Source organism: Citrobacter sp. Cpo074, from assembly GCF_030332745.1.
GTDB lineage: Bacteria > Pseudomonadota > Gammaproteobacteria > Enterobacterales > Enterobacteriaceae > Citrobacter > Citrobacter portucalensis.
Genome location: NZ_JAOWHG010000027.1, coordinates 642,942 through 655,466 on the forward strand (window position 1 = coordinate 642,942; position 12,525 = coordinate 655,466).

At 48.2% G+C, this 12,525-nt stretch carries 11 protein-coding genes and 1 other RNA gene; 11 read left to right on the forward strand and 1 reads right to left on the reverse strand.

Features of this window, described 5'->3' with window-relative positions:
• Positions 1–90 precede the first annotated feature (90 nt).
• The 9 genes from ydiK to OGX83_RS07715 all read left to right on the forward strand — a co-directional run bounded on the left by ydiK (position 91) and on the right by OGX83_RS07715 (position 9,350).
• Complete coding sequence (ydiK, locus tag OGX83_RS07675; protein ID WP_003832632.1) at positions 91–1,200, forward strand: AI-2E family transporter YdiK; 1,110 nt, start codon at positions 91–93, stop codon at positions 1,198–1,200.
• A gap of 184 nt (positions 1,201–1,384) precedes the next feature.
• Positions 1,385–1,492: antisense sRNA RprA (gene rprA / locus OGX83_RS07680), an RNA gene on the forward strand.
• A 157-nt stretch (positions 1,493–1,649) separates the two neighbouring features.
• A complete protein-coding gene (locus tag OGX83_RS07685; RefSeq protein WP_128316675.1) occupies positions 1,650–2,006 on the forward strand; it encodes a YdiL family protein in 357 nt (118 codons plus the stop codon).
• A 48-nt stretch (positions 2,007–2,054) separates the two neighbouring features.
• The gene (locus tag OGX83_RS07690; protein ID WP_286587710.1) at positions 2,055–3,275 is read left to right on the forward strand and encodes an MFS transporter; all 1,221 of its coding nucleotides are present in this window, start codon (positions 2,055–2,057) and stop codon (positions 3,273–3,275) included.
• A gap of 240 nt (positions 3,276–3,515) precedes the next feature.
• On the forward strand, positions 3,516–4,751 hold the full coding sequence (locus OGX83_RS07695; protein WP_286587712.1) for an MFS transporter: 1,236 nt from the start codon (positions 3,516–3,518) through the stop codon (positions 4,749–4,751).
• Positions 4,752–4,772: 21 nt separating this feature from the next.
• Positions 4,773–5,639: a quinate/shikimate dehydrogenase gene (ydiB, locus tag OGX83_RS07700; RefSeq protein ID WP_003836604.1), complete on the forward strand. Its 867-nt coding sequence runs from the start codon at positions 4,773–4,775 to the stop codon at positions 5,637–5,639.
• A gap of 36 nt (positions 5,640–5,675) precedes the next feature.
• The gene (gene aroD, locus OGX83_RS07705; RefSeq protein WP_060682293.1) at positions 5,676–6,434 is read left to right on the forward strand and encodes a type I 3-dehydroquinate dehydratase; all 759 of its coding nucleotides are present in this window, start codon (positions 5,676–5,678) and stop codon (positions 6,432–6,434) included.
• Between the two features lie 155 nt (positions 6,435–6,589).
• Complete coding sequence (locus OGX83_RS07710; RefSeq protein ID WP_008784596.1) at positions 6,590–8,185, forward strand: acyl CoA:acetate/3-ketoacid CoA transferase; 1,596 nt, start codon at positions 6,590–6,592, stop codon at positions 8,183–8,185.
• 13 nt (positions 8,186–8,198) lie between these two features.
• On the forward strand, positions 8,199–9,350 hold the full coding sequence (locus OGX83_RS07715) for an acyl-CoA dehydrogenase (RefSeq protein ID WP_286587715.1): 1,152 nt from the start codon (positions 8,199–8,201) through the stop codon (positions 9,348–9,350).
• A gap of 54 nt (positions 9,351–9,404) precedes the next feature.
• Here the strand turns inward: OGX83_RS07715 and OGX83_RS07720 are convergent, their stop codons facing one another.
• Positions 9,405–10,295, reverse strand: coding sequence for an AraC family transcriptional regulator (locus OGX83_RS07720; protein ID WP_008784594.1), 891 nt, complete (start codon positions 10,293–10,295; stop codon positions 9,405–9,407).
• 506 nt (positions 10,296–10,801) lie between these two features.
• Between OGX83_RS07720 and OGX83_RS07725 the strand changes: the two genes are divergently transcribed.
• Both OGX83_RS07725 and OGX83_RS07730 read left to right on the forward strand, forming a co-directional pair.
• A complete protein-coding gene (locus OGX83_RS07725; RefSeq protein ID WP_286587717.1) occupies positions 10,802–11,566 on the forward strand; it encodes an electron transfer flavoprotein in 765 nt (254 codons plus the stop codon).
• 21 nt (positions 11,567–11,587) lie between these two features.
• On the forward strand, positions 11,588–12,523 hold the full coding sequence (locus tag OGX83_RS07730) for an electron transfer flavoprotein subunit alpha (protein WP_057067844.1): 936 nt from the start codon (positions 11,588–11,590) through the stop codon (positions 12,521–12,523).
• Positions 12,524–12,525 lie beyond the last annotated feature (2 nt).

The following is a 12,525-nucleotide window of genomic DNA, read 5'->3' on the forward strand; positions in this document are numbered from 1 at the left end:
ACCGCTGAAATTGCTCATCATTATAGAGTGTGATTAACGTGTTCACGTCGCGTCAACGTTCTGGCGCAAAGACAAAGGTGAAAAGTATTTATGGTAAATTTCCGTCAGCCCAGGGATATTGCACAAGTGCTGCTATCGGTGCTGTTTTTAGCCATCCTGATTGTGGCCTGTCTCTGGATTGTGCAACCCTTTATCCTCGGTTTTGCCTGGGCAGGCACGATTGTCATTGCGACATGGCCTATCCTGCTACGCTTACAAAAATTGCTCTGGGGACGTCGTTCACTTGCCGTACTGGTGATGACACTGTTGTTAGTGCTGTTGTTCATCATCCCTATCGCGCTGCTGGTTAACAGTATCGTCGATGGCAGCGGGCCGCTGATCCATGCCGTAACCGCAGGTGATATGACACTACCGGATCTGGCATGGTTGAACAGCATTCCACTGGTGGGTGCCAAGATGTATGGCGCATGGCACAGTTTACTGGATATGGGCGGTTCGGCCATTATGGCCAAAGTTCGTCCTTATATCGGTACCACCACCACCTGGTTTGTCGGTCAGGCCGCCCATATCGGCCGCTTTATGATGCACTGTGGTCTGATGCTGCTGTTCAGCGCCCTGTTGTACTGGCGCGGTGAACAGGTCGCATTAGGTATTCGTCACTTCGCTTGCCGCCTTGCCTCAAAACGTGGCGATGCTGCCATTCTGCTGGCCGCGCAAGCCATTCGCGCCGTCGCATTGGGCGTTGTGGTCACCGCTCTGGTGCAGGCAGTGCTCGGGGGAATTGGTCTTGCGGTAACAGGCGTGCCTTACGCCACGCTGCTGGCGGTATTGATGATCCTGTCTTGTCTGGTGCAACTGGGGCCGTTGCCGGTGCTGATTCCGGCCATTATATGGCTGTACTGGACGGGTGATTCAACCTGGGGCACTGTTCTGCTGGTCTGGAGCGGCGTAGTCGGAACGCTGGATAACGTAATTCGACCAATGCTGATTCGTATGGGTGCCGATTTGCCACTGATCCTGATTCTCTCCGGGGTCATCGGCGGACTGATTGCCTTCGGCATGATTGGTCTGTTTATCGGTCCAGTAGTGCTGGCCGTTTCCTGGCGTCTGTTCTCCGCCTGGGTAAACGAAGCCCCTGCGCCAGGTACCAATCCGGATGAAATCCTCGAAGAAATTGCTGAAATCGAACGCAATAAGTAATCCAACACCAGGCGGCAGCGCCGCCTGATTGTTTAACAATACTAATCAATCCCTCCCTCTTACGGGATTAGACCCAATCTCGTCTTTCTTAAAATAATCATTTGTGTCGCAAATTCTTTACAGTTTTTAAACTATTGAGATGAATCTGATCGACGTAAAAAATCACTATGCCTACTATTAGCCCATGGCTTTAGATCAACACATTGATTTATAAGCATGGAAATCCCCTGAGTGAAACAACGAATTGCTGTGTGTAGTCTTTGCCCAACTCCCACGTTGGGCTTTTTTTTGTCCTTCGCGCGCCACTCCACCAACCTTAACGCACCAACACATTATCTTCCCCGTCAAGAAACAAATAATATTGCACAAAATACTGTGACTCTCTTCAAGCAGAAATATCCACAGCAATGTTATTACTATTCCACCGTCTTTTATGAAGTGACCAAATAATGAACGCATTAGAACTACAGGCGATCCGCCATATTTTTGCTATGACGGTGGAAGAAAGCGCCAGGTATATCGCGCGCGATAACAATGTTGCCGCCTGGCAGCAATGGGAAAAGGGTGAAAGAGAAATTCCAGAAGACATCATCCGCATTTGTTCAGAAATGAAAGCAAGGAGGAAGTTAAGAATTAATGCAATTATCGACAAAATAAATAATCGTATCGGTAATAACACCATGCGTTTTTTCCCCGATCTGAACGCTTTTCAGGCGGTTTATCACCACGATAGTTTTCTCGACTGGAAAATCTATCAGTCGGCTGCCGTTGAACTCTATGCTCACGATCTCGAGCGTATGTGTTAAGAGATAGCAACGCCATACCTATTTAGCCTCTTCGCTGAGTAACACATTATGAAAAACACCTATTTCTCCACTGCGATAGGGCTGTACCTAAATTACCTGGTGCACGGCATGGGGGTCATTCTGATGAGCCTCAATATGTCTTCGCTGGAACAACAGTGGCAAACCAATGCTGCGGGCGTCTCGATTGTTATTTCCTCACTCGGTATCGGCCGCTTAAGCGTTTTATTAGTGGCAGGGATGCTTTCCGATCGCTACGGTCGCAGACCATTCATTATCCTTGGTATGACCTGCTACCTGATTTTCTTTATTGGCATCATCAATACTCACAGTATTTTTCTTGCCTATGCTTTTGGTTTTTTAGCAGGAATGGCAAACAGTTTTCTCGATGCCGGAACCTATCCCAGCCTGATGGAGGCATTCCCCCGTTCCCCCAGCACAGCCAATATTTTGATAAAAGCCTTCGTCTCCAGCGGTCAGTTCCTGCTGCCGATGATCATCAGCCTGCTGGTGTGGAGCGAACTTTGGTTTGGCTGGTCCTTCCTGCTGGCGGCTGCCGTTATGATACTCAACGGCGTGTTTTTGTTTCGCTGTCGGTTTCCTCCACACCCAGGGCCTCATATCGTCATCCGGGCACAACCTGCTAAACGAGAAACCGCACAACCTAAACATCGTTGCTCCCTGCTCGACCTTGCCAGTTACACCCTATACGGCTACATCGCAATGGCAACATTTTACCTGGTAAGCCAGTGGCTGGCGCAATACGGACAGTTTGTCGCAGGAATGTCCTATACGTTATCTATCAAACTGTTAAGCATTTATACCTGCGGCTCTCTACTGTGCGTGCTGATCACCGCCCCGCTGGCGCGAAAAGCAGAACGCGCGACATCGATGCTGATGCTGTATACGTTTATCTCATTTGTCGCATTGCTGATGGTTTGTCTGCATCCGACACCCTACGTGGTCATTATCTTTGCGTTTGTCATCGGTTTTTCTTCCGCTGGGGGCGTTGTGCAAATCGGTTTAACGCTCATGGCCGCACGCTTTCCGCATGCGAAGGGTAAAGCGACCGGGATTTACTATAGCGCGGGCAGCATTGCGACCTTCACCATTCCATTGATAACAGCAAAACTCTCAGAAACCAGTATTGCTCACATCATGTGGTTTGATACTGGTATAGCCGCTGTTGGGTTCCTGTTGGCGTTGTTTATTGGTTATCGCAGCCACATCGCGTCAAAGCATCAGCTAAAAATGATACAAGCCGTAGAATAGCGTGGATGCAATATTGTTCCCCCCTTCTGCAAAATAATTGGCATATGTTTTAAAACATCAACAAAACACCGGCTGGCAGAGTTCAATTTCACAGTGTGTTATGCAATATACCTGGTAACTTAAACGCCATGCTATGTAGGCTCTGTGGCTGCTGCCCGGTATATTAATTACAAGGTCGCCGCAATTTAAACAATATCGACGAGCACAGAACAATTTTAAAATCCGCAAGGAGTTGTGAAAATGTCTCAAAGCAAGGCCTTTAATACGCCATTTCTTTTGGCGATAACCTGTATTTATTTAAGTTATTTCCTACACGGCATTAGCGTCATTACACTGGCGCAAAATATGACCTCTCTTGCAGAAAAGTTTTCCACCGACAATGCAGGAATTGCCTATTTAATTTCAGGCATTGGTCTGGGGCGACTGGTGAGCATCTTATTCTTTGGCGTGCTCTCAGATAAATTTGGTCGTCGGGCTATCATTCTGTTAGGGGCTATTCTTTATATACTGTTCTTCTTCGGTATTCCCGCCAGCCCTAATCTGATGATTGCCTTTATTCTGGCCGTTTGCGTTGGCGTGGCAAACTCGGCACTGGATACCGGTGGGTACCCGGCGTTAATGGAATGCTTCCCTAAAGCCTCTGGCTCAGCCGTTATCCTGGTGAAAGCTATGGTCTCGTTTGGGCAGATGATCTACCCCATCGTCGTCAGCACCATGCTGCTCAACCATATCTGGTACGGTTATGCGGTCATTATCCCAGGTGCGTTGTTTGTAGTCATTACCCTGATGCTGCTAAAAAGTCGTTTCCCCAGCCAGATGGTGGATGCCGGCATCGCAAAAGATCTGCCACAGATGAACAGTAAACCGTTGGTCTGGCTGGAAGGTGTGGCATCCGTCATGTTTGGTGTTGCTGCCTTTTCGACTTTTTACGTCATCGTGGTCTGGATGCCGAAATATGCGATGGCCTTTGCTGGCATGGCAGAATCCGACGCACTGAAAACAATCTCTTACTACAGTATGGGTTCGTTGGTCTGCGTATTTATCTTTGCCGCACTGTTGAAAAAATGGGTACGGCCTATTTGGGCGAATGTATTTAATGCCGGACTGGCAACCATCACCGCAGCCGTGATCTATTTATACCCATCTCCGCTGGTATGTAACGCCGGTTCATTTCTCATTGGATTCTCTGCCGCTGGCGGTATTTTACAGCTCGGTGTCTCGGTGATGTCAGAGTTCTTTCCCAAGAGCAAAGCCAAAGTCACCAGTATTTATATGATGATGGGTGGCGTAGCCAACTTTATTATCCCATTAATCACCGGATACCTCTCTAACATTGGTCTGCAATACATTATTTTGCTGGACCTTGCATTTGCTCTGTTGGCTTTTGTCACCGCCATCATCGTCTTTATTCGTTACTACCGCGTATTTGATATCCCCAAAAATGATGTGCGGTTGGGCGAGCGTTATTTTCAATAAATTGTTTAGAAGGAGTATCAAATGGACGTAACTGCTAAATATGAACTGATTGGTTTGATGGCTTACCCTATCAGACACAGTCTGTCGCCTGAAATGCAAAATAAGGCATTAGAAAAAGCGGGATTGCCATTCACTTACATGGCATTTGAAGTTGATAACTCAACGTTTGCTAATGCAATTGCCGGGCTGAAGGCCTTAAAGATGCGGGGTACCGGGGTCTCAATGCCCAACAAGCAGCTGGCATGTGAGTATGTTGATGAATTAACACCCGCAGCCAAGCTGGTCGGCGCAATTAACACTATCGTCAATGATGATGGTTACCTGCGTGGTTACAATACCGATGGCACAGGCCATATTCGTGCAATTAAGGAAAGTGGTTTCGATATCAAAGGTAAAACCATGGTACTGTTGGGCGCAGGCGGTGCGTCGACGGCTATTGGTGCACAGGCAGCGATTGAAGGCATCAAAGAAATTAAACTCTTTAACCGCCAGGATGAGTTTTTTGCCAAAGCGCAGGAGTTTGCCAAACGCGTCAATGAAAACACCGACTGCGTGGTCACCGTTATCGATCTCGCCGATCGCCAGGCTTTTGCTGACGCACTTGCCAGCGCAGATATTTTGACCAACGGCACTAAAGTCGGCATGAAGCCGCTGGAAAATGAATCTCTCGTGACCGACGCGTCCCTGCTGCGTCCGGAACTGCTGGTAACCGAATGCGTCTACAACCCGCATATGACCAAATTATTGCAGCAGGCACAAAGTGCTGGTTGCAAAACAATTGATGGTTACGGCATGTTGTTGTGGCAAGGGGCTGAACAGTTCAAGCTCTGGACCGGGAAAGATTTCCCACTGGAGTATGTGAAACAGGTTATGGGTTTTGCCGCCTGACAGGCAAGCATTTGTACAATAGTTAAAGGGTAATCAATGAAAACCGTAACCGTAAAAAACCTCGTTATTGGCGAGGGTGCGCCGAAGATCATTGTCTCGCTGATGGGTAAAGACATCGCAACGGTAAAAAGCGAAGCGCTGACCTATCGCAAAGCGGATTTCGACATTCTGGAATGGCGCGTAGACCATTTCACTGATGTCTCTTCCATTGAGGCGGTGTTGGAAGCTGCGCGCACCATCCGCGATGTGATGGCTGACAAACCACTGCTTTTCACCTTCCGTAGCGCCAAAGAAGGCGGTGAACAGGCTCTGTCTGTCGAGCACTATGTTGCACTTAACCGCGCGGCGGTAGACAGCGGTCTGGTGGATATGATCGATCTGGAACTGTTTACCGGAGACGAACTGGTCAAAGCGACCGTCGAGCATGCGCATGCGAAAAATGTCTTTGTGATTATGTCCAATCACGATTTTCATAAGACACCAGCCGCGGAAGAGATTGTCCAGCGCCTGCGTAAAATGCAGGAGCTGGGTGCAGATATCCCGAAGATTGCCTTGATGCCGCAAAATAAAACGGATGTTCTGACGCTGCTTAGTGCCACGCTGGAAATGCAAGAACGCTATGCCGATCGCCCGATAATCACCATGTCGATGGCTAAAACAGGGGTGATTTCACGTCTGTCTGGTGAGGTTTTCGGTTCAGCGGCAACCTTTGGGGCAGTAAAAAAAGCCTCCGCACCAGGACAAATTTCGGTCACCGACCTGCGTACTGTATTGACAATATTGCATCAGGCTTAATTACAGATATATCCATATAAATATCAGTAATGCCCTACCCCAGATATTCGTTTAACCACGGATATCTGGCCGGTAATTAAGCGTTATTAAATAACTCACAATATTATTGTCGAATATAGTGACAGGTAGTCGCACGCATATAATCTGGAGTTCACATGAAATTTTCAAGGCCAAATCGTATAGATGGTCGGGTACCCGTATTATCCGCTGCAGATGCAGTCAATTATATCCCTGATGAAGCAACGCTTTGTGTATTAGGTGCAGGCGGGGGTATTCTCGAAGCAACAACATTAATTAATGCACTGGCTGAAAAATATAAAAACTCACAGTCACCGCGAAATTTAGCGTTGATTAGTCCTACAGGTTTGGGTGACCGTGCCGACCGGGGAATTAGCCCACTGGCACAGGAAGGTTTAGTCAAATGGGCATTATGCGGACACTGGGGACAATCACCGCGAATCTCCGATCTGGCTGAACAAAATAAAATTGCCGCCTATAACTATCCTCAGGGCGTATTAACCCAAACCCTGCGTGCATCGGCGGCTCACCAGCCAGGGATCCTTAGTGATATCGGCATCGGTACATTCGTTGACCCTCGCCAACAGGGCGGTAAGCTGAATGAAGTGACCACCGAAGATCTGATCAAATTGGTGGAAATTGATAACAAAGAGTACCTGTATTACAAGGCCATTGCGCCAAACATCGCCTTTATTCGCGCCACCACTTGCGACAGTGAAGGCTACGCCACCTTTGAAGATGAAGTGATGTATCTTGATGCGCTGGTGATTGCCCAGGCCGTACACAATAACGGTGGCATCGTGATGATGCAGGTGCAAAAGATGGTGAAGAAAGCCACGTTGCATCCGAAATCGGTGCGTATTCCCGGCTATCTGGTCGATATTGTGGTCATCGACCCCGACCAAACGCAACTGTATGGTGGCGCGCCGGTTAACCGCTTTATCTCCGGCGATTTTGTTCTCGATGACAGCCAACAGACTGCCCTGCCGCTCAATCAGCGTAAACTGGTGGCCAGACGCGCCCTGTTTGAAATGCGCAAAGGTGCGGTCGGCAACGTTGGCGTAGGCATTGCCGATGGCATTGGCCTCGTCGCGCGCGAAGAAGGCTGTGCTGACGATTTTATTCTGACAGTCGAAACGGGTCCGATTGGCGGCATCACCTCTCAAGGTATTGCTTTCGGCGCCAACGTCAACACCCGCGCTATTCTGGATATGACCTCCCAGTTTGACTTCTATCACGGTGGTGGACTGGACGTGTGCTATTTAAGTTTTGCCGAAGTCGATCGCCACGGCAACGTCGGCGTACACAAATTCAATGGCAAGATCATGGGTACCGGCGGTTTTATAGATATTAGCGCCACTTCCAAAAAAATTATTTTCTGCGGCACGTTAACTGCCGGAAGTCTGAAAACGGAAGTTGCCGATGGCAAGTTAAATATTGTGCAGGAAGGTCGGGTGAAAAAATTCGTCAACGAATTACCTGAAGTGACTTTCAGCGGAAAAATTGCTCTCGAACGTGGACTTGATGTGCGTTACATCACTGAACGCGCTGTCTTTACGTTAAAAGCAGATGGTCTTCATTTAATCGAAATTGCACCGGGAGTCTCTTTACAGGAAGACATCCTGGACAAGATGGATTTCACGCCAATTATTTCGCCAAATCTGAAGCTGATGGACGAAAGATTATTTATCGATGCCTCGATGGGTTTTGTATTACCCGACGCCGCCAATTAAAAGGAGTACCCTGATGGACTTTTCTTTAACTGAAGAACAAGAACTGCTGCTTGCCAGTATTCGAGAACTGATTACCAGCAATTTCCCGGAAGAATATTTCCGTACCTGCGATCAAACGGCGACCTACCCGAAAGAGTTTATGCGTGCCCTGGCGGACAACGGTATTTCGATGCTGGGCGTTCCGGAAGAGTTTGGTGGCATCCCGGCGGATTACGTCACACAGATGCTGGCACTGATGGAAGTTTCAAAATGCGGCGCACCCGCTTTTTTGATCACTAACGGTCAGTGCATTCACAGTATGCGTCGTTTTGGATCCGCCGAACAGCTGCGTAAGACCGCAGAAAGCACCTTGGAAACGGGCGATCCAGCGTATGCGCTGGCATTAACCGAACCGGGAGCTGGCTCCGACAACAACAGCGCGACCACCAGCTACACCCGCAAAAACGGTAAGGTCTATCTCAACGGGCAGAAAACCTTTATTACCGGCGCGAAAGAGTATCCCTATATGCTGGTACTGGCCCGCGATCCGGAGCCAAAAGATCCGAAAAAAGCTTTTACGCTGTGGTGGGTCGATTCGAAGAAACCCGGCATTAAGGTTAATCCGCTGCACAAAATCGGCTGGCATATGCTCAGCACCTGCGAAGTCTATCTTGATGACGTTGAAGTGGATGAAAGTGATATGGTCGGAGAGGAAGGCATGGGTTTCCTCAACGTCATGTACAACTTCGAAATGGAACGTTTGATCAACGCTGCGCGCAGTACCGGTTTTGCTGAATGCGCCTTCGAAGATGCCGCCCGTTACGCCAACCAGCGCATCGCATTCGGTAAGCCAATTGGTCACAATCAGATGATCCAGGAAAAACTGGCGCTGATGGCGATTAAAATCGATAACATGCGCAATATGGTGTTAAAAGTCGCCTGGCAGGCCGATCAGGAACAGTCTCTGCGCACCAGTGCAGCGCTGGCAAAACTGTATTGTGCACGTACTGCAATGGAAGTGATTGATGACGCCATTCAGATTATGGGTGGGCTGGGTTACACCGACGAAGCACGCGTTTCCCGCTTCTGGCGCGATGTTCGCTGTGAACGCATTGGCGGTGGCACAGATGAAATCATGATTTACGTCGCGGGTCGCCAAATCCTGAAAGATTATCAGAATAAGTAAGCAGTAATGCTTGCCGGATAGCGCAAATGCGTTATCCGGCACGTGCCAGGTGAATCATATTTCTGGCATCAAACATTCTTGTTCTACAAGGTTATTTTTAAACTGCTTACGATAATCGCTGGGGGTACAACCCACATGCCGCTGAAAGAGTTTGGCAAAGTGATCGACATTTTCATACCCTACCCGCCAGGAAATTTCTGCCAACGAGGACTCCGTATTCGTCAGGGCAAATTTTGCCTCTGTCATTCGCCGCTGAATCACATAATTAATCGGCGAAATACGATACTCCTTAGTAAACTCGTGACAGATATAGCTCACGCTGGCACGAAATTTCTTAGACAACTGTTCCAGCGTAATTTTCTCTCGGAAATTGTTATTTAAATAAACCAACACATCTTTAATTAAGATATCTTTTTTAATATATCCCTGCTCAGAACGATAAGCATTTTTAAAGTTTTCGTAATATAAAACAGTTAATGCATAAGCGAAGGCGTCATAAGCGGAAGACGTCAGGTTATTCTTGCTCTGCGGGATCATAACACTCAGTTCATTAAAGATACTTTTAATAACCTCTTTGCCCTGGCTGACGTTAATAACCGGACACGAGTGCATCTGCAAGAGTTGGTTCTCCTGCCAGTCGTTAAAACGAAAGCCGTAGAGCGCACAGGTGTAAGTGGTTGCAGGTGCGCTGCTATCGGAAGCAACCGCATGTAACCGCCCTTGTTCTATCACTACGATGTCACCCGCATGTGCGACATACAGCGAAGAGTCGATAATTAGCCTTGCGACACCTTTTTTTACATAGATAAGCTCTGTTTCATTGTCATGAACATGATGACCCGACTCCCAGTTAGGATCATCACTGATGACGAATCGCGAAAATCTCGGGGTTTTTCCCTGTTCAAAAAGGGTCTCCATGGCATTATCAAAACAGCGTTGATACATGACAACCTCCACCGAAAGGCAGTAATTTTGCGGATAATTAATATCGAAAAGTAAAAACGATGAAGACGTTATACAACGTTATTCTGTCCAGGCGAAACAAAATTATTTGCGTCGTCTGCAAGATGACACCTCCAACTTCAGCACGCTGCTCGCACAAATTGTTTTTATTTTAAAATAACAGGAAAGTGTAAATGTTATTAAGTCAGCAATAATAATTTACACACCAGAAACAAAGTGCATGCAGAAACGGATAAAAATATGATCCATTTCTCAAAAAAAAGTCTCGATTTTATTTCCATATTTATCACTTTAACACCCGACGTCGTCTTTACGTTCATAAACTCAGCATTCCTAAAGTCCTTTTTTTTGCAAGATTGTTGGGAATGAAAACAGATTGCCCCGTCGAAAACAGTCTCCCTCTGCCGCACACTATTTTCAGTCAATTTTCCCTACTGTTGATGATGGCACTCCCCGTCATCATCAACACGAGAATCACTGGAGATGCCATGAAACTAATAACCTGCTTTAAGTTGGTGCCTGAAGAACAGGACATTGTTGTTACCCCAGAACGTTCGCTTAACTTTGACCGGGCCGATGCCAAAATCAGTCAGTTTGATTTGAATGCAATAGAGGCCGCGACGCAATTTAGTGCGGAAGGTGATGAAATTGTCGCCTTAACGGTTGGCGGCTCGCTACTGCAAAACTCCAAAGTGCGTAAAGACGTACTGTCCCGCGGGCCGGACAGTTTGTTTATGGTGCAGGATCCCCAACTGGAGCATTCATTACCGCGAGACACGGCTCAGGCGCTGGCCTGCGCGGCCAAAAACATTGAATTCGACCTGATGCTGTTCGGCGAAGGGTCTGGAGACATCTACGCCCAGCAGGTTGGCTTACTGGTTGGCGAACTCTTACAACTTCCGGTGATTAACGCCGTCAGCAACATCCAACGTAACGGCGATCGCATTGTGGTTGAACGTACGCTGGAAGACGAAGTTGAAGTGATTGAACTGCCGCTCCCCGCCGTGCTGTGCGTAACCTCGGATATCAACACGCCGCGTATTCCCTCGATGAAAGCCATTCTGGGCGCAGGTAAAAAACCGGTCACACCGTGGCAAGCCAGCGATATTGGCTGGACACCTGCCTCACCGTTAGCAGAACTGGTGAGCCTCACCGTTCCGCCACAAACAGAACGTAAGCACATCATTCTGGAAAATGACTCAGCAGAAGCCATCGCCGAGCTGGCTGAGCATCTGAAAAAAGCCCTGAACTAAGCCCAACGGAGAGAAATTATCATGAGTAAATTAGCTAACGTATGGGTGTTCAGCGATAACGTAGAACGCTATGCAGAATTAATGGCCGGCGCACGCCTGTGGGGTGAACAGGTACACCTTATTGTACAAGGCAACGAACAGGCCAATCAGGTTAAACCTCTGGGTGCCGATGAGATTGTCGTGCTTGAAACAACGTCTGGTTTACAGCGTGTTGAAAATTTTGCCGAGACCATCGCCGCCCTGATACAAGAACACACCGGGCTATTGCTGATGCCAGCTACAAAACGCGCTAAATCCCTTGGTGCGCGGTTAAGTATTCAGCTCAATGCAGCGATGGTAAATGACGCCACGTCGGTAACGCTTGATGATGGCTCACTGTTCGCAGAACACCGTATGTACGGTGGCCTGGCATTCGGCAAAGAAAAAATCAAAACAACTCAGGCAATTATCACCCTTGCCCCAGGCGTACTTGAACCGGTAGAGGCTAATGCTTCACATACCTGCCCTGTTGTCTCTGCACCTTACATCGCACCACACCATGAAATTATGTGCCAGGAACGTCGCGCCAAATCCGTGAGCAGCGTGGATCTCAGCAAAGCCAAACGTGTGGTGGGTGTGGGCCGCGGCCTGGTTGCGCAAAACGATCTGGAGATGGTGCACCAGTTGGCGTCTGTACTGGGTGCAGAAGTGGGTTGTTCACGACCGATTGCCGAAGGCGAAAACTGGATGGAACGCGAACGCTACATCGGCGTTTCTGGCGTGTTACTGAAATCGGACCTTTACCTCACCCTCGGCATTTCAGGACAAATTCAGCATATGGTTGGCGGTAACGGCGCGAAAGTCATTGTTGCCATCAACAAAGATAAGAAAGCCCCTATTTTCAATTACGCCGATTACGGACTGGTCGGCGACATCTACAAAGTCGTTCCGGCTCTTATCGAGCATCTCAGCCGCTAACC

What these genes read in the sequence shown, in the direction of transcription:
- ydiK (WP_003832632.1), top strand. Translation starts at nt 91, where the DNA reads ATGGTAAATTTCCGTCAGCCCAGGGATATTGCACAAGTGCTGCTATCG.
- OGX83_RS07720 (WP_008784594.1), bottom strand. Translation starts at nt 10,295, where the DNA reads ATGTATCAACGCTGTTTTGATAATGCCATGGAGACCCTTTTTGAACAG.
- aroD (WP_060682293.1), top strand. Translation starts at nt 5,676, where the DNA reads ATGAAAACCGTAACCGTAAAAAACCTCGTTATTGGCGAGGGTGCGCCG.
- OGX83_RS07730 (WP_057067844.1), top strand. Translation starts at nt 11,588, where the DNA reads ATGAGTAAATTAGCTAACGTATGGGTGTTCAGCGATAACGTAGAACGC.
- OGX83_RS07715 (WP_286587715.1), top strand. Translation starts at nt 8,199, where the DNA reads ATGGACTTTTCTTTAACTGAAGAACAAGAACTGCTGCTTGCCAGTATT.
- OGX83_RS07710 (WP_008784596.1), top strand. Translation starts at nt 6,590, where the DNA reads ATGAAATTTTCAAGGCCAAATCGTATAGATGGTCGGGTACCCGTATTA.
- OGX83_RS07685 (WP_128316675.1), top strand. Translation starts at nt 1,650, where the DNA reads ATGAACGCATTAGAACTACAGGCGATCCGCCATATTTTTGCTATGACG.
- OGX83_RS07695 (WP_286587712.1), top strand. Translation starts at nt 3,516, where the DNA reads ATGTCTCAAAGCAAGGCCTTTAATACGCCATTTCTTTTGGCGATAACC.
- OGX83_RS07690 (WP_286587710.1), top strand. Translation starts at nt 2,055, where the DNA reads ATGAAAAACACCTATTTCTCCACTGCGATAGGGCTGTACCTAAATTAC.
- OGX83_RS07725 (WP_286587717.1), top strand. Translation starts at nt 10,802, where the DNA reads ATGAAACTAATAACCTGCTTTAAGTTGGTGCCTGAAGAACAGGACATT.
- ydiB (WP_003836604.1), top strand. Translation starts at nt 4,773, where the DNA reads ATGGACGTAACTGCTAAATATGAACTGATTGGTTTGATGGCTTACCCT.